The 22,752-nt window shown below is 67.7% G+C and carries 22 protein-coding genes; 12 read left to right on the top strand and 10 right to left on the bottom strand.

Features of this window, described 5'->3' with window-relative positions:
• Positions 1 to 41 precede the first annotated feature (41 nt).
• Entirely contained in the window at positions 42 to 623 is a 582-nt protein-coding gene (locus tag P3102_RS19900) for a TetR/AcrR family transcriptional regulator (protein WP_276360743.1), read from the top strand.
• A gap of 127 nt (positions 624 to 750) precedes the next feature.
• On the opposite strand, the gene P3102_RS19895 is transcribed toward P3102_RS19900, so the two are convergent.
• Both P3102_RS19895 and P3102_RS19890 read right to left on the bottom strand, forming a co-directional pair.
• Positions 751 to 1,392 carry a cation transporter gene (locus tag P3102_RS19895; RefSeq protein WP_276360742.1) on the bottom strand — a complete coding sequence of 214 codons (642 nt, stop codon included), beginning with the start codon at positions 1,390 to 1,392 and terminating at the stop codon, positions 751 to 753.
• Positions 1,389 to 1,727 carry a metalloregulator ArsR/SmtB family transcription factor gene (locus tag P3102_RS19890; RefSeq protein WP_276360740.1) on the bottom strand — a complete coding sequence of 113 codons (339 nt, stop codon included), beginning with the start codon at positions 1,725 to 1,727 and terminating at the stop codon, positions 1,389 to 1,391. The genes P3102_RS19895 and P3102_RS19890 overlap by 4 nt, the downstream gene beginning before the upstream one ends.
• Before the next feature lie 453 nt (positions 1,728 to 2,180).
• On the opposite strand from P3102_RS19890, the gene P3102_RS19885 reads away from it, so the two are divergent.
• From P3102_RS19885 to P3102_RS19870, 4 genes are read left to right on the top strand one after another with little or no spacing between them, the layout of a single operon-like run.
• Entirely contained in the window at positions 2,181 to 3,602 is a 1,422-nt protein-coding gene (locus P3102_RS19885) for a family 2B encapsulin nanocompartment shell protein (protein ID WP_276360738.1), read from the top strand.
• A complete protein-coding gene (locus P3102_RS19880) occupies positions 3,599 to 4,987 on the top strand; it encodes a family 2B encapsulin nanocompartment shell protein (protein WP_276360736.1) in 1,389 nt (462 codons plus the stop codon). Before P3102_RS19885 ends, P3102_RS19880 begins: the two co-directional genes overlap by 4 nt.
• A 53-nt stretch (positions 4,988 to 5,040) precedes the next feature.
• Complete coding sequence (locus tag P3102_RS19875) at positions 5,041 to 5,904, top strand: geranyl diphosphate 2-C-methyltransferase (RefSeq protein WP_276360735.1); 864 nt, start codon at positions 5,041 to 5,043, stop codon at positions 5,902 to 5,904.
• Between the two features lie 25 nt (positions 5,905 to 5,929).
• Positions 5,930 to 7,075, top strand: coding sequence for a family 2 encapsulin nanocompartment cargo protein terpene cyclase (locus tag P3102_RS19870; RefSeq protein WP_276360733.1), 1,146 nt, complete (start codon positions 5,930 to 5,932; stop codon positions 7,073 to 7,075).
• 151 nt (positions 7,076 to 7,226) lie between these two features.
• Here the strand turns inward: P3102_RS19870 and ligA are convergent, their stop codons facing one another.
• From ligA to P3102_RS19855, 3 genes are all read right to left on the bottom strand, one after another.
• Entirely contained in the window at positions 7,227 to 9,218 is a 1,992-nt protein-coding gene (ligA, locus tag P3102_RS19865) for an NAD-dependent DNA ligase LigA (protein WP_276360731.1), read from the bottom strand.
• 54 nt (positions 9,219 to 9,272) lie between these two features.
• Complete coding sequence (locus P3102_RS19860) at positions 9,273 to 10,343, bottom strand: ionic transporter y4hA (protein ID WP_276360729.1); 1,071 nt, start codon at positions 10,341 to 10,343, stop codon at positions 9,273 to 9,275.
• Between the two features lie 354 nt (positions 10,344 to 10,697).
• Positions 10,698 to 10,946 carry a hypothetical protein gene (locus tag P3102_RS19855; RefSeq protein ID WP_276360728.1) on the bottom strand — a complete coding sequence of 83 codons (249 nt, stop codon included), beginning with the start codon at positions 10,944 to 10,946 and terminating at the stop codon, positions 10,698 to 10,700.
• Between the two features lie 283 nt (positions 10,947 to 11,229).
• Here P3102_RS19855 and P3102_RS19850 point away from each other — a divergent pair, with 283 nt between their 5' ends.
• Positions 11,230 to 11,724 (top strand): hypothetical protein, encoded by a 495-nt coding sequence (locus P3102_RS19850; protein ID WP_276360726.1) that lies wholly within the window; start codon positions 11,230 to 11,232, stop codon positions 11,722 to 11,724.
• Between the two features lie 62 nt (positions 11,725 to 11,786).
• On the opposite strand, the gene P3102_RS19845 is transcribed toward P3102_RS19850, so the two are convergent.
• Both P3102_RS19845 and P3102_RS19840 read right to left on the bottom strand, forming a co-directional pair.
• Positions 11,787 to 13,250, bottom strand: a complete 1,464-nt coding sequence (locus P3102_RS19845) for a hypothetical protein (RefSeq protein WP_276360724.1) — start codon at positions 13,248 to 13,250, stop codon at positions 11,787 to 11,789.
• 124 nt (positions 13,251 to 13,374) lie between these two features.
• Positions 13,375 to 13,776 carry a hypothetical protein gene (locus P3102_RS19840; RefSeq protein ID WP_276360723.1) on the bottom strand — a complete coding sequence of 134 codons (402 nt, stop codon included), beginning with the start codon at positions 13,774 to 13,776 and terminating at the stop codon, positions 13,375 to 13,377.
• Positions 13,777 to 14,928: 1,152 nt separating this feature from the next.
• Between P3102_RS19840 and P3102_RS19830 the strand changes: the two genes are divergently transcribed.
• On the top strand, positions 14,929 to 16,557 hold the full coding sequence (locus P3102_RS19830) for a Na+/H+ antiporter (protein ID WP_276360721.1): 1,629 nt from the start codon (positions 14,929 to 14,931) through the stop codon (positions 16,555 to 16,557).
• A 21-nt stretch (positions 16,558 to 16,578) separates the two neighbouring features.
• Positions 16,579 to 17,262, top strand: coding sequence for a class I SAM-dependent methyltransferase (locus P3102_RS19825; protein WP_276360719.1), 684 nt, complete (start codon positions 16,579 to 16,581; stop codon positions 17,260 to 17,262).
• 6 nt (positions 17,263 to 17,268) lie between these two features.
• Here P3102_RS19825 and P3102_RS19820 read toward each other — a convergent pair whose 3' ends face one another.
• Entirely contained in the window at positions 17,269 to 17,730 is a 462-nt protein-coding gene (locus P3102_RS19820; protein ID WP_276360718.1) for a nuclear transport factor 2 family protein, read from the bottom strand.
• 87 nt (positions 17,731 to 17,817) lie between these two features.
• On the opposite strand from P3102_RS19820, the gene P3102_RS19815 reads away from it, so the two are divergent.
• A complete protein-coding gene (locus P3102_RS19815; protein ID WP_276360716.1) occupies positions 17,818 to 18,384 on the top strand; it encodes a TetR/AcrR family transcriptional regulator in 567 nt (188 codons plus the stop codon).
• Between the two features lie 7 nt (positions 18,385 to 18,391).
• Here the strand turns inward: P3102_RS19815 and P3102_RS19810 are convergent, their stop codons facing one another.
• Together P3102_RS19810 and aztA are read right to left on the bottom strand one after the other, a co-directional pair.
• Positions 18,392 to 18,961, bottom strand: a complete 570-nt coding sequence (locus P3102_RS19810) for an SMI1/KNR4 family protein (RefSeq protein ID WP_276371259.1) — start codon at positions 18,959 to 18,961, stop codon at positions 18,392 to 18,394.
• 52 nt (positions 18,962 to 19,013) lie between these two features.
• Positions 19,014 to 19,763: a zinc ABC transporter ATP-binding protein AztA gene (gene aztA, locus P3102_RS19805; protein WP_276360715.1), complete on the bottom strand. Its 750-nt coding sequence runs from the start codon at positions 19,761 to 19,763 to the stop codon at positions 19,014 to 19,016.
• 48 nt (positions 19,764 to 19,811) lie between these two features.
• Between aztA and aztB the strand changes: the two genes are divergently transcribed.
• The 3 genes from aztB to aztC are packed head-to-tail and all read left to right on the top strand — an operon-like array spanning position 19,812 to position 22,752.
• On the top strand, positions 19,812 to 20,663 hold the full coding sequence (aztB, locus tag P3102_RS19800) for a zinc ABC transporter permease AztB (protein WP_276360714.1): 852 nt from the start codon (positions 19,812 to 19,814) through the stop codon (positions 20,661 to 20,663).
• On the top strand, positions 20,660 to 21,856 hold the full coding sequence (locus tag P3102_RS19795; protein WP_276360713.1) for a hypothetical protein: 1,197 nt from the start codon (positions 20,660 to 20,662) through the stop codon (positions 21,854 to 21,856). Before aztB ends, P3102_RS19795 begins: the two co-directional genes overlap by 4 nt.
• On the top strand, positions 21,853 to 22,752 hold the full coding sequence (aztC, locus tag P3102_RS19790) for a zinc ABC transporter substrate-binding protein AztC (RefSeq protein WP_276360711.1): 900 nt from the start codon (positions 21,853 to 21,855) through the stop codon (positions 22,750 to 22,752). The genes P3102_RS19795 and aztC overlap by 4 nt, the downstream gene beginning before the upstream one ends.

The raw sequence follows: 22,752 nt of genomic DNA, 5'->3' as shown, positions 1-22,752 counted from the left end.
TTTTGAAACCGTTGTTGTTTTGGTTCTGATAGCGTCAGCGCATGACCGTGCCGACCGGGCGTCGTGAACGAAAGAAGGCCGCGACCCGCCACAGGATCGCCGATACCGCTCTCCGGCTCTTCTCGGAACGCGGCTACGACGCGGTGGGCATCCGCGAGGTGGCCGAGGAGGCGGACGTCGCCGTCACCACGCTTTTCTCCCACTTCGCCTCGAAAGAGGCCCTGGTGTTCGAACACGACGGGGACTTCGAGCAAGGTCTCACGCGGGCGGTCACCGAACGAGCACCGCAAGAGCCGCTCATTCCCGCGTTGCGCCGAGAAATCCACGCGATGGTGCGGCATTGCACGGCGGACGGCGTCGCTCCGATCCGGCGCATGATCGACGGATCACCCGCGCTGCGGCAGTACGAGGACTCGATGAGACTGCGCCACGCCGAATTCCTGGCGGCGGCCATCGTGGCCGATCCGGAGCTGTCCCGGTCGACGACGGCCTGCCGCGCGATCGCGCGGTTCGCGATCGACGCCTATTCGGTCGGCCGGGAAGCGGCCGATCCCGAGGCGGCGGTGGACGAGATCTTCCGGATGATCGAAGCGGCCTGGGAAGCCGTCAGCCGTTCGGCATGACGCGAAGTTGCCTGGGCTGTCGACTCGAAGTCGTGGACGACGCGGCTCATTTGCGGGCGACGAGCCGTTTCGCCGGCCTGAGGTCCGGTAACGGTTCCGGCGTGCGGACCGGGTCAGGACGCTCCGTTCAGCAGCAGTGCTCGCCGCGCCAGGCCTCGCGGCCTTCCTTGACCGCGACCACGGCGATGACGAGCGCGACCAGCGGATCGGCCCAGTACCAGCCGAACAGGCTGTTGAGCAGCAAGCCGACGAGCAGTACACCGGAAAGCCAGGTGCACAGCAAGGTCTGCTTCGAGTCGGCGACGGCGCTCGCGGAGCCGAGTTCGCGCCCGGCGCGACGCTGGGCGTAGGACAGGAAAGGCATCACGAGCAGGGAGATCGTCGCCAGCACGATGCCGACGGGGGAGTGCTCGGCGTGGTCGGCGCCGAACAGGGCGCGAACCGATTCGACGGTGACGTACGCGGCGAGCGCGAAGAACGACACCGCGATCACCTTGAGCGCGGTGCGTTCGCGGGCCTCGGGGTCCTTGCCGGAGAACTGCCAGGCGACGGCCGCGGCGGAGGCGACTTCGATGACCGAGTCCAGGCCGAAGCCGATCAGGGCGGTCGAGGAGGCGACGGTGCCCGCGGAGATGGCGACGACCGCCTCGGCGACGTTGTAGGTGATCGTCGCGGCGACCAAGAGCCGGACCCGGCGCGACAGCGCGACACGGCGAGCCGCGTCCACTCCGGACTTCGTGTCGCAGCAGCCGTCCGCGCAGGAGTTCATGGAAGCACCTGAAGGACGGCATCGTCCACACAGGGCTCGGCGGTGTCGACGGCGAGGACGACCTGGACCAGTTCCCGCAGCGCGCGGGCAAGATGCGCGTCCGCCAGCGAGTAGCGGACCTGCCTGCCCTCGTAGGTGGCCACGACCAGTCCGCAGCCGCGCAGGCAGGCGAGATGGTTCGACACGTTCGAGCGGCTCAAGCCGAGCTCGCCGGCCAGCCTGCCGGGGTAGTTCACTCCGTCGAGCAGGGCGACCAGGATCCGGCAACGGTTCGGGTCGGCCAGGGCGCGGCCGAGCCGGGCGAGCGCGGCGCCCTGGGTCTCACACGTCAGCACGGGCAGGACAGTACATCCGTCGCTGACATATCGGCAAGGGGCTGAACCGTGACACGACGGAGTGTCCGAACGCGACCCTCTGTTTCGTCGCTGTCCGTCGAGTGGATGCCGAACGCGGATCCGGTGGCGACCCGAAAGTGTTCGGCGCGGCCACTCCAACGGCCGCATCGCGGGTACACCCAGGAGTCCCGGCGCGGCCTCGCATGACACCTCAGCACAAATGCTGAACCGATTGTGTGGCGGATTCAAGCGTCGAGTAACGCGGCAAAACCGTTCCCGCACAAAGGTGAAATCGGCATTCGGGTGGCCTTGTCTTATTACCTGAAAGTGCGCTTGTGCGGGAAAAACACCTTGCTATGTTGATCCTGCGGGGCCGCACTTCGGGGTACGACCGGCACGCCGCGACTTGTGGTTCTTGTTTGTTCGCACGACTATCGAAGGGTGGACCTTGCTGTGACCGTGACCGAATCGGGCACTGCCGCCGAAGGTGTTCAGGGACCGGAAAATCCGCGGCTGAGTTTGGGCCGGGCCGCCGCGCGCAACCTGGCGACCACGACCAAATCCGTTCCGCAGATGCAGGGAATTTCGTCCCGCTGGCTGCTGAAGATGCTCGAATGGGTTCAGGTCAACGGTGGTGCCTATCGGGTCAACCGGCGGCTCAATTACGCGGTCGGTGACGGACGGGTGACCTTCGTGAAGGCCGGCACCGACGTGAGCGTGATCCCGGCGGAACTGGGAGAACTGAAGCCCCTCAAGGGATACGACGACGAAGAGGTGCTCGCCGAACTCGCCCGCCGCTTCGAGCAGCAGGAAGTGGCGGCTGGCGATGTGCTCGTCGAATTCGGTCACCGGGCCGATCGGGTCTATCTCATCGCGCACGGCAAGATCACCAAGACCGGTCCCGGCCCCTACGGTGACGAGACCGCGCTCGGCGTGGTCAAGGACGGCGACTACTTCGGCGCGCAGGCCCTCGTCGCCGGTGACGGCATCTGGGAGTTCACCGCCAAGGCGGCCACCGCCTGCACGGTGCTCACCTTGGCCCGCCAGGATTTCGAGCGCGTACTGGAAGAATCCGAATCGCTGCGGGCCCAGATCGAGCGGGCGACGCAGGACTCCGGGCGTGCCAACGATTTCGGCGAGGCCGAGATCGACATCTCGTCCGGGCACGACGGCGAGCCATTGCTGCCCGGCACGTTCGTCGACTACGAGACCTCGCCGCGTGAATACGAACTGAGCGTCGCCCAGACCGTGCTCCGGGTCCACAGCCGCGTCTCCGACCTCTACAACCAGCCGATGGACCAGACCGAGCAACAGTTGCGGCTGACCATCGAAGCGCTGCGCGAGCGCCAAGAGTACGAAATGATCAACAACCCGGACTTCGGCCTGCTCCACAACGCCGACTTCTCCCAGCGCATCGCGACCCGCACCGGCCCGCCCACGCCGGACGACTTCGACGACCTGCTCGCCCTGGTGTGGAAGGAACCCGGCTTCTTCCTCGCGCATCCGCGCACGATCGCCGCGTTCAGCCGAGAATGCAGCAAACGCGGCATCTATCCGACCGGCGTCGACTTCGGCGGGCACAAGGTGCCGTCGTGGCGTGGGGTCCCGATCCTGCCGTGCAACAAGATCCCGGTGAGCCAGACCGCCACCAGCTCCGTGCTCTTGATGCGCACCGGCGAGAAGAGCCAGGGCGTGGTCGGCCTGCGCCAGATCGGCCTGCCGGACGAATACGAGCCAGGGCTGAACGTCCGGTTCATGGGCATCTCGGAGCAGGCGATCATCTCCTACCTGGTCAGCACCTACTACTCCGCCGCCGTGCTCGTGCCGGACGCGCTCGCCGTCCTCGAAGCCGCCGAACTCGGCCGCGAAGGATGACCGCCACGACGCCGGAGGCCGACCGGCGGCTCAGTCTCGGCCCCGCCGCCGCGCGGAACCTGGCGACGACCACCAAGACGCGGCCGCAGATGCAGAGCATCACGCCGCGGTGGCTGCTGAAGATGCTGCCCTGGGTCGAGGCGAACGGCGGCACGTACCGGGTGAACCGGCGGCTGACCTACGCCATCGGTGACGGGCGGGTGAGCTTCACCAACGTCGGCACCGACGTCCGGGTCGTCCCACAGGAACTCGCGGAATTGGCGCTGCTGCGCGGTTTCGACGACGACGACACCCTCACCGCGCTCGCCGACCGATTCGTGCAGCGCGAGTACCGGCCCGGCGAGATCATCGTCCGGCACGGTTCACCGCTCGACGAGGTCGTACTGGTCGCGCACGGCAAGGTCGCCAAGGTGGCGCCGGGTGAGTACGGCACCGAAGCCACCATCGGGAGTATGGCCGACGGCGACCACTTCGGTGACGAAATGCTCGCCGGCATCGACCGGAACTGGCCGTTCACCGTCAAGGCCGTCACCCCGGTCATCGTGCTGACCCTGCGCGCCGGCGACTTCGCGGACCTCAACGGCCGGTCCGAGGCGATGCGCCGCCACGTACAGGACATGCTGGCGCACAAGGGAAGGCCCCAGAACGCCAAGGGCGAAGCAGAGATCGAGATGGCGTCCGGGCACGACGGCGAGCCACCGCTGCCGGGCACGTTCGTCGACTACGAGATCTCACCTCGCGAGTACGACCTGGCCGTCGCGCAGACGGTGCTGCGGGTGCACACGCGGGTGACCGATCTCTACAACGGGCCGATGGACCAGTTCGCCGAACAGCTCCGGCTGACCGTGTCGGCGCTGCGGGAGCGGCAGGAACACGACCTGATCAACAACCGCGAATTCGGGCTGCTGCACAACGCCGACCTCAAATCACGGTTCCAGACCAGGTCGGGCCCGCCGACACCGGACGACATGGACGAACTCGTCAGCCGTCGCCGCAAGACGAAGTTCTTCCTCGCCCATCCGCGCGCGATCGCCGCGTTCGGCAGGGAATGCACCCGCCGCAGCCTGTATCCGGAAGGCACCACGGTCGACGGCAAGGTGGTCACCGCCTGGCGTGGGGTGCCGATCCTGCCCTGCGACAAGATCCCGGTCACCGACAGCGGCACGTCCTCGATTCTCGCCATGCGGACCGGCGTGGAGGACAACGGCGTGATCGGGCTGTACCAGACCGGTCTTCCCGACGAGTACGAACCGGGCCTGAACGTGCGCTTCGAGGGCATCAACGAACAGGCGATCGCCAACTACCTGGTCAGCACCTACTACTCCGCCGCCGTGCTCGTACCCGACGCGCTCGGCGTCCTGGAAAACGTCGAGGTCGCACGGTGACACCCCGGCCGGCGACGACGACGAACAACAAAGCACCAGAAAGGACCACGCACGTGACCATCGCCCGGACCCCCGCTCCCACAAAGGTGCTGCGCACCGAATACCAGAAGTCGGTGGCGTCGTACTGGAACAAGGAGAAGGACCCGGTCAACCTGCGTCTGGGTGATGTGGACGGGCTCTATCACCACCACTACGGGATCGGCGAGGTCGACTGGTCGGTGCTCGAAGGCCCGGAGAACACCCGTGACGAGCGGATCATCGCCGAGATGCACCGGCTGGAGACCGCGCAGGCGGACGTCCTGCTCGACCACCTCGGCGACGTCGAACCGGACGACCGGCTCCTCGACGCCGGCTGCGGGCGTGGTGGAACCAGCATCATGGCCAACGCGCGGTTCGGCTGTCACGTCGACGGGATCTCGATCTCGGAGAAGCAGGTCGAGTTCGCCAACCACCAGGCGGAGATCAGGGGCGTCGCCGACCGGGTGCGCTACCACTTCCGGAACATGCTCGACACCGGCTTCGAGACCGGGTCGCGCAAGGCGATCTGGAACAACGAAAGCACCATGTACGTGGACCTCTACGAGCTCTTCGCCGAGCACGCGCGACAGCTGGAGTTCGGCGGGCGTTACGTCACCATCACCGGCTGCTACAACGACGTGACCGGTGGCCGGTCCAAGGCCGTCGCGCAGATCGACCAGCACTACACCTGCAACATCCATCCGCGCAGCCAGTACTTCAAGGCCATGACGGCCAACGACCTGGTGCCGATCTCGGTGGTGGACCTGACGCCGGACACGATCCCGTACTGGGAACTGCGGGCGAAGTCTTCGGTGGCGACCGGGATCGAGGGCCCGTTCCTGGACGCCTATCGCGAAGGCAGCTTCCACTATCTGCTGATCGCCGCGGACCGCGTCTGATCCCGCCAGACCATCGGAGTAAGCGATGACCGAACAGGGTGCGCTCGCCACACTACTGGCCGGTCCGAGCGGACTGGGCACGTCAGCCGCTCGGCTGGCGGCCCGGTTGACCGCTGTTTCCCCGGCGGTGGAGAAAACTCCGCCGCCAGGGGAACCCGCTCTCGACCCGGCCTACGCCTACCGGCCGTGGGGCGACGGGTCCGCGCCGCCGCTGTACTGCCCCGTCACCGAACGCGTCGACGATCCGCTCGCGGAGGAGGTCGACAGGCGACTGGTCCTGTGGGCGGGGGAGTGCGGGTTCGATGAGCAGGAATGCGAGCAGATCGGGAAGGCGGGGTTCGGCAGGCTCGTCATGCTCGCCCACCCGGACTGCGAGGATCCCGACAAACTGCTGATCTCCGCACGGCTCAACGCCGCGTGGTGGGCCGCCGACGACCTCTACGCCGACGACACGTCGCTCGGCGCCGTGCCGGCGGAGCTGCCGCCGAAGCTGGCGCTCGCGATGGCCGCCATGGACCCGGTGCCGTCGCTGGGCGAATTCAGCCGCGACCTCGACAAAACGCTGCGAAACGACCGGGTCCTGGTGGCCCTCGACTCGGGGACGGGCTTCTTGCGGCGAGCCGGGACCGCCGCGCAGGTCCAACGTGTCTGCTATTCGACTTTCGCGATGTTCGTGAGCTGGACCGCGTACGCGGCCTGGCGTCACAGCGGGAAATACCCGCCCGCCTGGGAGTACCTCGCGGCCCGGCAGCACGACAGCTTCTACACGTCGATGACGCTGATCGACGTCCTCGGCGGCTACGAGCTGACGTCGAACCTCTACTACGACCCGCGGGTCCGTGAGGCAGCGATCCAAGCGGGCACGGCCGCCGTGCTCGTCAACGACGTGCACTCGGTCGCCAAAGACCTCGAGGACGAGTCGCCGCCTTGCAACGCGGTGCTGCTGATCGCCGGCGACCGGAAATGCTCGATCGAGGAGGCCACAGCGATCACCGTCGAACTGCACAACGACGTCGTCCGCGACTTCCAAGCGGCGTACGAGCGGCTGAGTGCGGTGCCTTCCCTTGAACTGCAACGGTTCTTGCGTGGGTTGCGGGGATGGATGGGCGGCGGTTTCGAATGGCATTCGACGAGTCCGCGGTACCGGGCGGTGAGTGGTAAGGCGCGTTGAAACCCCACTGCCGCGTAGGTGGCTCCAGCGCCGGTTTTGAAGTCCGTGAAGGCCTCCTTGAGGGACCCTGGGTCCCTCAAGGAGGCCTTCACGGACTTGGCACCCACGCGACATTTTTGCCTTACCCGTCAACAGCTCTCTTTGCCACTCGTCAGACGACTCCCGCCTCGATCAACTGCTGCCAGATCACGCCTTGGTCCACGACCTCGACCTCGAGCTTCTCGGCCTTCGTCAATTTGCTCGCCCCGACGTCGGCGCCGGTGATCAGCAGGTCTGTGTTCGCCGAGACGGACGACGCGATGGTCGCGCCCGCCTTCTCGCACAGCCGCTGAAAGGTGGGGCGCGGCACCTTTTCGCCGGACCGGGGGTTGCTGATCGATCCGGTGACCACGACCGTCTTGCCTTCCAGCGGCGCGCCGGCCGCGACGACCGGCGGAAGGTCTTCTTCGCGCACGTCCAGTGAGACGCCGGCCTCCCGCAGCCGCTCGAGTTCGGGACGCAGCCGGGTGAGGTGCTCGATCAGGGACGCGGCGACCTTCGGGCCGATGTCCTCCACGGCGACGAGACCTTCTTCGCCCGCGTCGGCGACGTCTTCCAGCGAACCGAAGCCCGCCCGGCACAACCGCGCGGCGGTGCCTTCGGAGGCCATCGGGATCGCCAGCCCGATCAGCGCCCGGCGCAGGCCGACGGCGCGGCTCTTGTCGATGGACTCGATCATGCGGGTGGCGGAGATTTCGCCGATGCGGTCGAACTCCAGCAGTGTTTCCTTGGTGAGCCGGTAGAAGTCCGACGGGTTCTCGAGCATCCCGGCCTCGGCGAGCCGCTCGATCCAGACCCCGCCGATCGCGTCGATGTCCGCGGCCGCGCGCGACGCCCAGTGGATCAGCCGCCGGACGGTCTGTGCGGGGCAGGCGACGTTGGTGCAGAACAGTTCCCGGCTGTTGCCCTGTTCGGTCAACGGTTCTTCGCACGAGGGGCACACCGACGGCGGCACGATCTCCCGCTCCTCGCCCGTGCGCTTGGAGGCGTCGAGGACACCCGCCACGAACGGGATCACGTCGCCCGCGCGGCGCACCAGCACGGTGTCGCCGATCTTGATGCCGCGGGCGCGGATGACCTCCTGGTTGGCCAGTGTCGCCCGGGTGACGGTGGTCCCGCCGACGAACACCGGCTCCAGCCACGCGACGGGAGCGATCTTGCCGGTCTTGCCGACATCCCAGACCACGTCGGCGAGCACCGTGGTCTTCTCCTCGGCGGCAAACTTGAACGCCAGCGCGCCGCGCGGGGAGCTGGACCGGGTTCCGGCGGCCGCGTAGGCGTCACGATCGGCCAGGCGCAGCACGGCACCATCGAGGTCGTAGTCGAGGTCGTTGCGCTGCTGCTCGATCGCCGTGATGACGGCCTGCGCCGCCTCGGCGTCTTCGCAGCGCCGCATGTCGGCGGCGGCGAACCCGAGCGTGCTCAGCGCGCTGTCCAGATCGGTTTCCGCGCTGTCGGGTTCCGTGGAGAGGTCGAAGGCGAAGAACTGGAGGCGTCGCTCGGCGACGGTGGCCGGATCCTTGGCACGCAGGGTTCCGGCGGCGGCGTTCCGCGGGTTGATCAGCGGTTTGTCCGGGTGGACCTCGTTGTAGGCGGCGAAAGTGGAGCGCAGCATGACGGCCTCGCCGCGGACCTCGACCCGGCCGGGCGCGTCGACCTCGTCCGGGACACCGTCGGTCAGCGCACGCACCAGCATGGTCACGTCGTCGCCCGTGGTCCCGTCGCCGCGGGTGACGGCCCTGGCGAGCCGCCCGTTCTCGTAGACCAGCGCCAGCGACAGGCCGTCGAGCTTGGGCATCACGACCACCGGCTGGCCGGGGAAGCGGGTGAAGAACGCTACGACCTGCTCGGGTTTGGTCGCCTTCTCCAGCGACAACATCGGACGCGAGTGCCGGATGGGTGCGTGCAGGACGGCGGGCGCGCCGACCTGGTCGAGCGGATTCGGGTCCGGGGTCAGCTCGGGGTTGGCCTCGAGAAGACCGCGCAATTCGTCTTCGATCGCGTCGTAGTCTGCGTCGGCCACCTTCGGCGAGCCCCGGTAGTAGGCGTCGCGAAGGACGACGATCTGGTCGGCGAGTTCTTGGATGCGGTCCCGAGCGTTCACCGGGCAGAGATTACCCGCGCCCACCGACAGAACACCGTCCGAAGAGGACTCGTGTCACGGATTGATGGCGAGGACCAGGAACGAGCCGAGCAGGACCAGGTGCACCCCGCCCTGCAGCCGGGTCGCGCGGCCGGGGACGACGGTGAGCACGCTGACCGCGATCGTCAGCGCCAGCAGCACGATGTGGGTCGCGCCGAGGCCCAGCAGCAGCGGTCCGTCCAGCCAGATCGACGCCAGCGCGATGGTCGGGATGGTGAGCCCGATGCTCGCGATCGCCGAACCGTAGGCGAGGTTGAGGCTGGTCTGCATCCGGTCGCGCCGAGCGGCCCTGGTCGCGGCCAGGGTCTCCGGCAGCAGGACCAGCATGGCGATCACGACGCCGACGAACGACTGCGGGAAGCCCGCAGCCCTGACCCCCGCTTCGATCGCCGGGGACTCGACCTTCGCCAGGCCGACGACGGCGACCAGCGCCACCAGCAGCAATCCGAGGCTGGTCAGCGCGGCCCTCTTGGTCGGCGGTTCGGCGTGTTCCTCCTCCTTGACGGAACCCTCGCTGTCGACGGGCAGGAAGAAGTCACGGTGGCGCACGGTCTGGGTGAGCACGAAAAGGCCGTAGAGCAGCAGTGAGGCGACAGCGGCGAAGGTCAGTTGCGTCCCGTTGAAGGCCGGGCCGGGAGTACTGGTGGTGAACGTCGGCAACACGAGGCTGACGGAGGCGAGTGTCGCCACGGTGGCGAGGGCGCCGCCGCTGCCTTCGGGGTTGAAATGCGTCTCACCGTAGCGACGGGCGCCGACCAGGAGCGAAATGCCCGCGATGCCGTTCATCGTGATCATCACCGCGGCGAACACGGTGTCACGGGCCAGCGTGCCGGCCTCGGGGCCGCCGGAGGACATCATCGTCACGATCAGCGCGACTTCGATGACCGTGACCGCGATCGCCAGCACCAGCGAGCCGAAGGGTTCCCCGACGCGATGCGCGACCACTTCGGCGTGGTGAACGGCGGCCAGTACGGTCCCGCCGAGCGCCAGCGCGACGACGGCCACCGGCACCGGGCCCAGCTCGCGGCCCCAGCTCAGCGCCAGGACGACTATGGCGAGGATCGGCATGACGGTGGTCCAAGACATGGGGAATTGTCTGCGCGAAGCGGCCATGTCGCCACCATCGCACACTCAGCGTGACATCGCCGCTCCGTGGAGGCAGTGGGGTGACGAGTGTCTACCGGCGACATTGTCTGTGAGAGGGCGGTTCAGGAAGTCTCGCACGACTCAATGCCACAGTGCCGCCTCATGCGCGCTCTGGTCCGGCACGACCGTGCCCGGGATGGTCGAGCGGGGCAACCTCCCCGATCCACCTCTCGGCGCCGGGACGAGGTCGTCGCCGGACTCGTCGCACGGCGGGTCCGCGCCGGGACGGTCACCGTCAACGGCGCGCCGATCGGGTTCGATGGGGGATGCCTCAGTACGTGGAGCTCAAGACCGTCACCGTGAACGGCGCGGGATCTTGACGGTGATCCGCTGGTCGGCACCCACGATCCGCAGGAGCCGGAACCGGCAGAGGGTGTAGAACATCTCGCCCGATTCCTCGGGGTCGATGCGTCCTTCGAGATCGCGCTTGCTCGCGTCGAGCACCCGGCTGATCACGGTCGTGGGCACGCGGCCGTCGAATTCGCCCGTCAACCAGACACCGATTTCGCCGATCTCGTCCGTGATCGTGCACTGCGCGGTCATCAGCCTTGCCCCTCTGCGTCGGAGTGTCGCCGGTATTGGCCCCGGCGACACTCCGACGGCCGAGGAAAACCCTCATGACGTGAAACCCGCGAGATTGCTCCGCTCGGCCTAACGCCTGCCGGTTGCCCGGAACCATGCAGCGGGCCTGAGCGATCTCCGGGGAAACCCCGATGTGCGCGACATCCGGGTGTGCCAGCCTCGACGACGACCATTGTGGACAGTCGGAGAGGAGAGTTCACGCGTAGTGGCCCCAGCAAGGGATGAACAAGTCGAGCAGTGGACGGTGGAGTTGACGGCCCTCAGTGAGCTGTATCGGTCAGCGGAGACCGCGGGCTCGGCGGAGGCGGTGTCACATGCCGGATGGCACACCGGCGCCCGGCTCCGGGCGGGCAGCGCGGACGGGCGGCTGCTCGCCTACAACGATTCGGGCGCCGAGGCGGAGTGCATCTTCCGAGAGGGGGACAGCACGCTGTTCAACATCATGAGCAGAGGGTACGGAAGCGACACCGCCGAGCGCGGATTCGCGGTGTGGAGCAGCAGGCCGGGCGTGCTCGGAGCGATCGACGCGGGGGTGAGCCGCCTGGCGGTCGCCGATGCGGACGGCGCCGTCGTCGAAGCCGACATCGTGGCGCATACCTTCGCCGTGGACGTCGACCTGGGGCCGGTTCCCCGGACGATCGACGAAGTGTTCGCACCGTGGGAGCCACGGGAGCTGACGGTCCGGGTGTATGGCAAGGATGACTCGTTGCGGTACGAAGGCCCGTTGCTGACAACCTGAGAAAATTGGTGAAGGCCCCTTCATCGCGTCTTGCGATGAAGGGGCTCTCACGCGGTTGGTGATCAGCCGTTCGGAGCGGTGATCACCGCGAACTTCGATCCCTGGCTCGCGATCCGCTCGCTGAGATCGGTGGTGATCGTCTCGATCGGCGCGTAGTTGTTCAGCTCACCGGCCTGGCAGGGACCCGAGCGGGACTGCTGGTTGCCGATCAGGATGCCCAGGGCGGTGTGATCGGCCTGGCTGAACAGCGGTCCGCCGCTGTCGCCGGGACGAGCGCACAGGTCGGTGTTGATGCCGACGTCCGTGGAGAGGACACGACCGCAGCGGGTCCCGACCAGGTAGCCCGCGCCCGCGCCGCTGTCGACCGAATCGGGGTAGTTCACCGCGCTCGACGCGCTCCCCGAGGCGCAGACGACCCAGCCTGCCTTGATGTCGGCGAGCTTGCGCGTGCCGGTGATGTACTCGTCGACCGAGGTGGCCTGTGCGCCGCACGGGGTGTCACCGTTGCTGTCCATGCCACCGTTGCGGCAGTACTTGAGCACCCGGTTGCGGCCGGTCTGGCCTTCGAGCCAGTTCGTCGCCGCCGCGTCGTCGACATACGGCAGGGCCGCGTAGTCGTACGGGTACGAACTTTTCTCGATGCCGTGCTGCTGGAGCACGTCGTTGCCGTTGTGCTGGGTCGGCGTGTTGTTGGTCTTCGTTCGCATGCAGTGTCCCGCGGTCAGCACCCAGCCCTTGCCGGGGAAACCGCCGCCGGTGGACCGGAGGTTGAAACCGCTGGTACAGCCACCCCAGGTGCCGTTGTCCCGCTTCATGTCGAGCCGGATGCCGCCGCGCATCGGGCCGTGACCGGTGCAGTAGAGCGGATGACAGAAACCCGGATCCACGTTCGCCGTCGAGAGTGCGTTCGGATTCGCCAGCACGCGCGAGACGACCATGCCGGATTCCGCGGCCGCTGCCTGGCGAGCGGTGTTCACTTCGGCGGTCACGGCGCGCATGGCCGCCTTCTCCTGCGCCACCCAGCCGCGTTCCCACAGCACGACCCGGTTCTCGGACTCACTCACCGCCGGAAGATAGACGGCTTCCGGCCCTGCGCCGACCTTGGTGGCGACGCGTTCCTTCACCGCCGTGAGCTGCCGCAACGAATACTGGACCCGTTGCGTGCGAACGTCGGAACGGGCGGGCATCGCTCGCAGATACGGCTCGGCGGCCGCGGGCTCGGTCATGGCCACGACCAGCTGCCCCTTGTCCTGGTCGAGCCACATGCCGCCGTACTCGGCGCCGCGATCGCGCCGCAGCAGCTCGTCCAGTGCGAGGCCGTCGGTCTGCAATTCCAGACGGCGTATCGCCTCCTGCTCGTCGACCTGGTAGTTCTCGACCAGGTATCGCACCGACTCCCGCATCGAAGCGGGGTCGAGCGTGGTGTGGAACGACTGCACGGTGCCTGCCGACGCCGGGCTGCTCAGTGCCGTGGCCGCTGCCAGCACCGAAACGGCCAGGGCCCCCAGTCTTCTAGCTGTCCGCACGAGATCTCCTCACATGTCGGGACTTCCCGGTAATTCAACCGGAAGACGCCGGACGAATGTGGAGAATTTCCAACTATGCCGGAGCCCCGTGCCGGCGGTGGCCGGCACGGGGCGGCGTTTCGGGCTACAGACTCGGCTCCCGCCGGTGGTTCCCTTGGCGGGCTTTGACGATCCAGGCGCCGAAGAGGGTCAGGAGACCGAAGAACGTCCCTGCCGACGCGCCGATCTCCGGTGTGCTGATCTTGACGACACCGAAGACGATCCCGCCACCGATCGCCAGCAGGAGACACATCCGCAGCGTCGGGGCCCAGCCGGCGAGAATCGTCATCGCCAGGCACAGCCAGCTGTCCCGGGTCTGTTCCTTGCGGTGGCGCCCAGCGCTCCTCAGCAGCGGCCGTGCCGCGCGGAGCATTTCCGCGGAGGTGGCGACCCGCCGTGCCGGCTTTTCGATGTGCTCGATGACGACCTTGACCCGTCGGGGCGGTCCGTCGTCTGGTGTCTTCGCGTTATCAGGCTGTATGGTCACGGCTGTCCTGTCCTTGTTCTAGCGAGCGGGCGAAGGGACAATCCGCGTGGCCTCCTGTGACAGCAGGGGGCCACGCGTGCGTTACCGGTTCTTCACCGGTGCGGCTGAGAACATCTTGGCGAAAGCGCACTGTGACCGTTCAGTCGTACAGCGTGTGTCGCGCTGAACGGTATGCACGCGTCGCTCAACGGTCTGGGTGACGCCGAAAATTACTAAAAGTAGCGGGTGACGCCGAATGGTCCAACGCGGTCGGGATGCCTCCACGGCCCGGCGACTTGCCTTCCCGGTGACGGACCAGATCACCACGCCATCCGATGCAGCACTGATCTTCGCAGGTGGATGCCAAGTAGGTGCCTTTGTACGCGACGACCTGGCACTATGCAAAATGCTGATCGCAAAAGTGCGCCGCGGTCAATTTCAGCCAATTCCGAGCATCCGTGCTCACGTTGGGTTCACTCGATCGGTCCGCTCGCCATCGGTGGTGACCTCGCTCGGCTCACCAACGGGGAGTGACTGCGCTGACCGGGTGGTCCCTACGGCCAGGAACTGTTCGCGGAGGATGTCGCCGTGACCGGCGTGGCGCGCGAAGTCGTCGATCAAGAGCAGGTGAACGAATCACAGGCTGACGTCGCCGACGCGGAGCGGACGTGGCGAGACGGTGGCGACTCGGGGGGCCATCAGCCGAAGCCGGAGTGCCGATGCTCTTCTTGCCGGTTCGAGTACATGAAGGCCCCCATCCTTGCGCCTAGGTACAGGATGGAGGCCTTCATGTACTCGGCAAGGTGCGACGTCGAGTCTCCTCGGATCGAGCCGAGCGCAGGGGGCTTTCGCGCGTAGCCGTTGGCTCGGCACTAACCGCAACCGGAATCGGTAGGCACCTGAGGCACTCAAGATCCGATGGACCGTGCCGACGCGTGCCGTCCCGCCGAACACGTGTGTCGTCCCTCCAGTCCCGCGAAACCGCCATCCGCGCACGCGGCAGAGCCTGTTGACGATGGAGGATCCGGGACACTCGTCGACCCAAATCCTCCATCGTCACCGACCACCCTGCCCACCGCGCGTGCCGCCGGCCTGACCTCGCCCCGCCCGGTCCACAGTGGATCGGACACACCGGCCACGGCGACCGGTTTTCCGTCAGGTAGAACAAGAGGCATGTTGGGTGCAATCGGGTTCGTGCTGGTCATGCTGGGTGTCATCGTCGTGGTGGGCGCGATCAGCCATCGGATCGGCTTGCCGGATCCGGTGCTGCTGACCGTCGTCGGGCTCGTCTACGCCCTGCTCCCCGGGCCGAATCTGCACTTGGAGCCGGAGTTCGTCCTCGACGTGCTCCTTCCGCCGTTGCTGTACAACGCCGCGCTCGGTTCGAGTCTGCTGGCGATCCGCAGCAGGTTGCGCTCGGTCGTCAGTCTCTCGGTCCTGCTGGTGCTGGCGACGGCCTTCGCAGTCGGCGGGCTGCTGACCTGGCTCGTTCCGGTGATTCCGCTCGCGGCCGCCATCGCGCTCGGTGCGGCGGTCGCGCCGCCGGATCCGGTGGCGGCGCTGGCCGTCGGCCGCCGGGTCGGGTTACCCGCGAAGCTGTCGACTCTGATCGAGGGTGAGGGCCTGCTCAACGACGCCACAGCGTTGACGATCTACAAGATGGCGCTCGCCGTCGCGGTCGGCGGCAGCTTCTCGTTCGGTCTCGCGACCGGTGAATTCGCCCTGGCCACGATCGGTGGCCTGCTGGTCGGTGTGGTCGTGGCGTTCCTGGTGCGGTTGTCCCGCCGTGTCCTGGCAGACCCCCTGTCGGCGAACGCGGTCTCGCTGGCGACGCCGTTCACCGCGTACGTGCTCGGCGAGACCATCCACGGTTCGGGCGTTTTGGCCGTCGTGGTGGCCGGGCTGATCGTCGGACATCAGACGCCCCGACTCCAGACGGGAGCGAGCAGGTTGCAGACGGGTGCGGTGTGGAGCCTCGTCAACTACCTGCTCGAAGGGTTCGTCTTCCTGCTCATCGGCCAGCAACTGCCCGCCGTCATCGCCGGGCTCGGCGGCTACCCGGTCAGCTCGGTGGTCTCGACCGCGGTGGTCACCGTGGGCGCGGTCCTGCTGGTCCGGCCGCTGTGGCTGGTGCTGACACAGCTCTTCCCGCGGCGGCTGCACGCCCGGCTCGGCAGCGCGGACGAGACGGGAGAGGCGGCGGAGCGGGCACTGACCGGCAAGGAGATCGCGGGCCTGAGCTGGGCGGGCACCCGAGGGGTGATCACGCTCGCGGCCGCGTTCGCGATTCCGGTCGTGACCGAGGACGGCAGTCCGTTCCCCACGCGCGATCTGTTGCTCTTCTCGGCGTTCCTGGTGGTCTTGGTGACGCTCGTGGGCCAAGGAGTGACTTTCGGGCCGCTTCTGAACCGGCTCGGCCTGCGCGCCGACGTCCAAGACGAGGCCCGGCTGCGCAACCAGGCACGCAGCGCCGCCGTGGACGCGGCGCTCGCCCGGCTGGACCAGCTCGTCGAGGAGGACGACGTGCCGGACGAGGCGGTGGCGGCGCTGCGCAAGAACCTCCAAGGCCGTCAACGACGCTATCGGGCGCGGCTGGCCTACCTCGAGGACAATCCGCTCACGCCACGGGCTCCGGAATACGAGGCGGCCGTCCGCGCCCGGCACAGCATCATCGAGGCTCAACGGGAAGAACTCCTTCGCTGGCGTGACGCCGGCCGTTTGCCGGACGCCAGCCTGCGGATCCTGCAAACCGAACTCGACCATGAGGAGAACGCGCTCATGCCGCCTTCCGGCAATTCGTGAAAATCGATCTACCATGCAGGGGTGGACGAACGACCGATCACCACGGCGCAGCGCAACTTCCGGCGGGTCGCCGAAGAGCTCGAATGCATGGGGACACAGGATCGGTTCACCTACATCTTCCGATCCCGGTTGTGGAGTTCGTCGTCGGTTTCCGGGCCCGGTTCCGAGTCGGTCCAGACACGGGAATTGAGCGACCGGCTGCCTGGCCTCCTCGATCGTTTCGGGGTGCGTACCCTGCTCGATCTCCCGTGCGGCGACTACGGCTGGCTCAGTGAGGTCGACCTCGACCTCGACCGGTACATCGGCGCCGACATCGTCCCCGACCTGATCGAGATGAACGCCGCGCGGTTCCGCGACGATCCGGTCCGCGAGTTCCGGGTGCTCGACCTGACCGGTGACCCGCTGCCGGCGGCCGATCTCGTCCTGTGCCGGGATTGTCTGGTGCACTTGAGTTTCGCCGACATCGAGCGGGCGCTGCGCAACCTCGAGCGAAGTGGCTCCCGGTACTTGCTGACCACGACCTTCACCGAACTGGGCACCAACACCGACATCGCGACGGGCGATTGGCGGCCGCTGAACCTGTGCCGGGCGCCGTTCGGATTCCCGGAGCCGCTGGCCGTGCTGGTCGAAGGGTGCACGGAAGAGGGCGGGGCCTACGCCGACAAGTCGTTGGGGTTGTGGGAGATCGCCGCGATCGTGGACTGAAGGGCCTCATCGGAGCGGGAAGTCGGTTCCGTGTTCCTCCGCCGGGCGCGGGCCGCGGATGCGCCGCTCACCCTCGGCGATGGCCACGTCGTTGATGCTCGCCTCACGACGGCTCATCAGGCCATGCTCGTCGAACTCCCACAATTCGTTGCCGTGGCTGCGCCACCACCGACCGGTCCGGTCGTGCCATTCGTACTGGAACCGGACGGCGATCCGGTCGTCGGTGAACGCCCAGAGGTTCTTGCGCAGCGCGTAGTCGAGTTCCCGTTCCCATTTCGCGGTCAGGAACGCGACGATCTCCTCGCGGCCACGGATGAAGGTGTCCCGGTTCCGCCAGAGGGAGTCGGACGTGTACGCCGACGCCACCCGGCGGGGATCGCGAGTGTTCCAGCCGTCTTCGGCCGCTTGGACCTTCCGCAGTGCCGTGTCCCGCGTGAACGGCGGATAGGGCGGGCGATTTTCCGACACTTTTGGCTCCTTCGATAGAGAACGTGCGTTCTCCAGATTCGAGGCCTACCATAGGGAACGACCGTTCTCGACGTCAAGGGAGCCTCGATGCCGGCCGCCGTCACCGACGAGCAGAACCGCTTGGACCACGAAGCCCTGCTCGACGCGGCCGAGAAACTCTTCTACGAGAACGGCATCCAGGCGGTCGGCATGGACCAGCTCCGCGCCGCGTCCGGCCTCTCGCTGAAGCGGATCTACCGGTTCTTCGCGGCCAAGGACGACCTCGTGGTGGCGATGCTCAAACGTCGTGATCAACGATGGCGGGGCAGCTTGGCCACCTATGTGGAGCGGGTCCAGGATCCCCGCGAACGGGTGCTGTCGATCTTCGATTGGCTTGCCGGATGGTTCGCCGAACCCGGTTTCCGCGGTTGTGCCTGGATCAACGCCCACGGCGAGGTCGGTCCCGGCTCTGCCGCGGTCCTTGCCGAGGTGCGGGCGCACAAACAGGCGTTCCACGAGCAGATCGAGGCCTGGGTGCGGGCCGCGGGGTCGGCGGCGACCGAGCCGGTGTACCTGCTCGCCGAGGGAGCGATCGTGACGGCGGGCATCAACGGCGACCCGGCTCCGGCTCGGCAGGCGCGTGAGGCCGTCGCGGCGTTGCTGGGAAGGCCCTGATCGTCGGTCAGGGCCAGCTGAGCTCGCCGTCGCTGATGACGGGATGTCGTTCGCGATAGCGCGGTTCACGCTCGTGGAGGTGGTTGTCGAGTCCCTCGGCGATCTCCTCGAAGATCTCGGTCACGCTCGCCCAGCCGGACCGGTAGATCCCGTCGCTGGCGTACCACTCCATGAGGCCAGCATGGTGCTCGCCCGACCGCAGGTCGACGCACAGCAGGCCTCCGTCGATGGCCCGGCCGATGGGGAGCAGCGCGGTGCAGAACGGAAATCCGTCCTGACCGGCCTGCTTGCGGTGCGTTCCTCCGGGAGCGCAGCAGCCCGGGTCGGGATACTGCGACTGTCCGGCGTACTCGTCCTCGGCTCGCGCCACCGACAAAGGCAGGTAGCCCTTCGGGATCAGGTATCCGGCTCCGCGGACGTGCTGGTCGTCGACGCCGTCCATGAGGGCCCACCAAGCAAGTAGCTCGGGCGGGAGTTCGAGGCCGACCCGGTTTCGCAGGCGTTCGACGTGCGCGATCGGCGCCGGGGGCCGGATCTCCCGCGCGGTGACGGGCGCGTGTTCGGACAACGAGGCCATGATGCGCCGCCATGTCTCTTCCACTCGATGCCCCCTCGCTCGGCGGACCACTTTAGCGAGCATCGGCCGCCTTGGGTGCGAAAGCAGGTGACTGGAGACGGGTCGGCAGGCCCCACGCTTCCGCCACGCGCTCCGGGGTCAGCACCGAAGCCGGAGCACCTTCGCCGACGAGGCGGCCGTCCCGCAACAGCAGGCAGTGATCGGCCCGCCCCGCCACCTCGAGGTCGTGCGTGACCCGCAGGATCGTCGTACCTTCGGCGAGGGTGGCGCGCAAGGCCTCCTCGATCAGGCCGCGGGCGTGCAGGTCGAGGCCGGCGGACGGCTCGTCGAGCAGCAGCAGTCCGGCTTGCTGGGCCAGCCCCTGCGCCACCAGCGCACGTTGGCGTTGACCGCCGGACAGCGTACCGATCAGCCGGTCCGCGATCGACGTGATCTCCAATCGCTCCAGGCATTCTCCGACGATCCGGCGGTCCATCTTGGACAGTCGTCGCCAATGACCACGGTGCGCCCAGCGCCCCATCGTGACGGTGGCGCGCACAGTGATCGGCAGTGATCGTGACACCTCGCTCTGCTGGGTCACGTAGGCGACACGCCCCGGATCCCGGCGGGTCACCGAGCCGGTGGTCGGCGGCAAGACGCCCGCGACGAGGTTGAGCAGCGACGACTTGCCCGCGCCGTTCGCGCCGGCGATCGCGGTGAGCCGTGCCGAGGGCACCTGAGCCGTGATCCCGCGCAGTACCTCGCGGGGCCCGTAGTGCGCGTGCGCGCGGTCGATCCTGAGTGCCGTCGTGTCCGGGGTCATCCCACCCTCTTCCAGATAATGACAATCATTACCACTATAGTGTGACGCGTGGAGTGGTTGCTGATCCCCTTCGAGGTGTCGTTCGTGCAGCGTGCGCTGGTGGCGGGAGTGCTCGTTTCGGCGGTGTGCGCCGTCGTGGGCACCTGGGTGGTGTTGCGCGGCATGGCCTTCATCGGCGACGCGATGTCGCACGGCATGTTGCCCGGCGTGGCCATCGCCTCGCTGACCGGCGTCAACCTGCTGATCGGCGCCGCGCTCAGTGCCGGGGTGATGGCGCTCGGCGTCACGGCGCTCGGGCGTTCGCGGCGGCTGTCCGAGGACACCACCATCGGGCTGCTCTTCGTCGGCATGCTCGCGGGCGGCGTGATCATCGTGTCGCACTCGCGGTCGTTCGCGGTGGATCTCACCGGATTCCTGTTCGGTGACGTGCTCGCCGTCGGCTCCGGCGACCTGGTCGGCCTGGTGATCACCCTGCTCGTCGTGGGGGTGGTGGCACTGGCGGGGCACCGCTCGTTCACGGCGCTCACCTTCGATGTCCGCAAGGCGCACACGCTGGGGCTTCGGCCACGCCTGGCCAACGCGGTGCTGCTCGGGCTGGTCACCCTGACGATCGTCGCGTCGTTCCGCGTGGTGGGGACGCTGCTGGTGTTCGGCTTGCTGATCGCGCCTGCCGCGGCGGCACTCTTCTGGTCGCGGCGCATCACCACGATCATGCTCATCGCGGCGTTGCTCGGTGCCGCCGCCACGGTCGGCGGCCTGCTCGTGTCCTGGCATGGGGGCACCGCGGCGGGCGCGACCATCGCCGCCGGCGCGGTCCTCCTGTTCTTCCTTTCCGCGTTCCTGTCCTTCGTACGACAGCGATTCCGTTCCCTGACCCCGGAGATCGAGTGCTCACGATGAAACTGAAAGCAGTGACGGCGGTCGTCGCGGCGCTGGCCCTGGTGGCGTGCGGCGCGGAACAGCCGAAGGAGGTGGCCGCGGAAGTCCCGCACGGTTACGTCGAAGGCGCCGAAGAAGCGGCCGAGGCGCAGTCACGGCTGATCGTCGCCGACACCGGCACCGGTGCCGTCCGCGTCGTGGACCTCATCACCGAGGAGGTGCACGAGGTCGGGCGAGTCGAGGGCGTGCGGGCCGTGACCGGTGACGGCCGCTTCGGCTACCTGACCGCTCGCGACGGCACGATCCGGGTGATCGACAGCGGTTCCTGGATGGTCGACCACGGTGACCATGTCCACTACTACCGGGCGAAGGCCAGGGATGTCGGCGTGGCACCCGGCAAACAGCTTTCGTCGGCCTACAGCGATCCCGCCGTTTCCGCTCTGTCCTACTCGGACGGTACGACGACGTTGCTCGACCGAGCCGCGCTCGACAAAGGATCCGTGGCCGAACTGGGAAAGATCACGCGCGAACCGCACACCGGGATCGCGATCCCCTACGGCGAGCACATCATCGCCACGGTGGCCGACGCCGGCAAGCCGCTCGCTCGCGGAGTGCGCGTCCATGACCGTCAGGGCAAAGCCGTGGCGGAGATCGCTCAGCCGTGTCCTGACCTGCAAGGACAGGCGGTGACCCGGCGCGGTGTCGTCTTTGGTTGCGCGGACGGCGCTTTGCTCGTGACCGAAAAGGACGGCGCGTTCGCCGGGGTGAAGATCCCGTACCCGCGCAGTGTCACCGCGGCGGAACGCGCCACCGCCTTCTTCCACCGGCCGGGTGGCTCCACGCTCGCGGCGCGGGCGGGGGAGTCCGCCGTGTGGTCGCTGGACGTCGCCCGCCGCGGCTGGCAGTACGTGATGACCGGACCGGTCGCCGCGGTGAACGCGGTCGGCGAGGGCGGTCCGCTGCTGGTGCTGTCCCGCGACGGAAAGCTGCGCTCCTTCGACGGCACCGGGAAGGAACAGGCGGCGATCCCGCTCCTGCCCCCGGAAGCGACCACCGCCGAGGCCCCCACGATCCAGGTCGATACGACCCGCGCCTATCTGAACAACCCGCTTTCGTCCGAGGTGTACGAGATCGACTACAACGACAACCTCCGTCGCGCCAGGACCTTGAAGGTCGGTGGCAAGGCGGGTCACATCGTGGAGACCGGCCGATGAGGCGGCGGGCGCTGGCCCTGTTCGTGGTGGCGCTGCTGGCGGCGGCCGGCTGCTCCGGCAGTGGTGGAGGCGGCAGGTCGGTCGTCGTCACGACGAACATCCTCGGTGACATCACCCGCGCCGTCGTCGGCGATCAGGCCGAAGTGACCGTGTTGATGAAGCCGAACGCCGATCCGCATTCGTTCGGTATCTCCGCGCAGCAGGCGGCCCAGGTCGAACGCGCCGGTCTCCTCGTCTACAACGGACTCGGTCTCGAAGAAGGCATGCTGCGCACCGTCCGCACGGCCGAGCAAAACGGTGTGCCGTCGCTGCCCGCCGGAGAGCGGGTGAACCCGATCAGCTACGCAGACAACAAGCCGGACCCCCATTTCTGGACGGATCCGGCACGGGTGCGCGACACCGTCAAGGCGATCGCCGACGAGGTCGTGGCCCATGTCGACGGGGTCGACGAGACGGTGATCCGCGCCAACGCCGAACGCTATCGCGGCGAAATCGAGGCGCTCGACTCCATGATGGCCGAGAAGTTCGGCGGGATCCCGCGAGAACGCCGGAAGCTCGTCACGAATCACCACGTGTTCGGGTACCTGGCCCAGCGGTTCGGGTTCGACGTCGTCGGCGCGGTGATCCCCGGCGGGACCACGCTCGCTTCTCCCAGTTCCTCGGATCTGAAGGCACTCGCCGACACCGTCCGCGCGGCGGGGGTTCCGGTGATCTTCGCCGATTCCTCGCAACCGGACCGGCTCGCGCGGGTGCTGGCCGAGCAGGCCGGGCTGCACGTCCAGGTGGCCCCGTTGTTCTCGGAATCGCTCAGTGAACCAGGCCAGGGCGCGGCCACCTATCTGGAGATGATGCGCGCCAACACCGAATCGATCACCACCGGTTTGACCCGTTCCTGA

This window comes from Amycolatopsis sp. QT-25, assembly GCF_029369745.1.
Lineage (GTDB): Bacteria > Actinomycetota > Actinomycetes > Mycobacteriales > Pseudonocardiaceae > Amycolatopsis.
Note: the sequence above shows the minus strand (reverse complement) of the source record. Positions and strands in the feature narration are given on the sequence as shown.

Excerpts from the sequence above, each read along its gene's own strand:
- P3102_RS19815 (WP_276360716.1), top strand. The coding sequence starts at position 17,818 with ATGCCGGCCGCCGTCACCGACGAGCAGAACCGCTTGGACCACGAAGCC.
- P3102_RS19810 (WP_276371259.1), bottom strand. The coding sequence starts at position 18,961 with ATGGCCTCGTTGTCCGAACACGCGCCCGTCACCGCGCGGGAGATCCGG.
- P3102_RS19830 (WP_276360721.1), top strand. The coding sequence starts at position 14,929 with ATGTTGGGTGCAATCGGGTTCGTGCTGGTCATGCTGGGTGTCATCGTC.
- P3102_RS19860 (WP_276360729.1), bottom strand. The coding sequence starts at position 10,343 with ATGTCTTGGACCACCGTCATGCCGATCCTCGCCATAGTCGTCCTGGCG.
- P3102_RS19855 (WP_276360728.1), bottom strand. The coding sequence starts at position 10,946 with ATGACCGCGCAGTGCACGATCACGGACGAGATCGGCGAAATCGGTGTC.
- P3102_RS19895 (WP_276360742.1), bottom strand. The coding sequence starts at position 1,392 with ATGAACTCCTGCGCGGACGGCTGCTGCGACACGAAGTCCGGAGTGGAC.
- P3102_RS19900 (WP_276360743.1), top strand. The coding sequence starts at position 42 with ATGACCGTGCCGACCGGGCGTCGTGAACGAAAGAAGGCCGCGACCCGC.
- P3102_RS19795 (WP_276360713.1), top strand. The coding sequence starts at position 20,660 with ATGAAACTGAAAGCAGTGACGGCGGTCGTCGCGGCGCTGGCCCTGGTG.
- aztC (WP_276360711.1), top strand. The coding sequence starts at position 21,853 with ATGAGGCGGCGGGCGCTGGCCCTGTTCGTGGTGGCGCTGCTGGCGGCG.
- aztA (WP_276360715.1), bottom strand. The coding sequence starts at position 19,763 with ATGACCCCGGACACGACGGCACTCAGGATCGACCGCGCGCACGCGCAC.
- P3102_RS19880 (WP_276360736.1), top strand. The coding sequence starts at position 3,599 with ATGACCGCCACGACGCCGGAGGCCGACCGGCGGCTCAGTCTCGGCCCC.
- P3102_RS19870 (WP_276360733.1), top strand. The coding sequence starts at position 5,930 with ATGACCGAACAGGGTGCGCTCGCCACACTACTGGCCGGTCCGAGCGGA.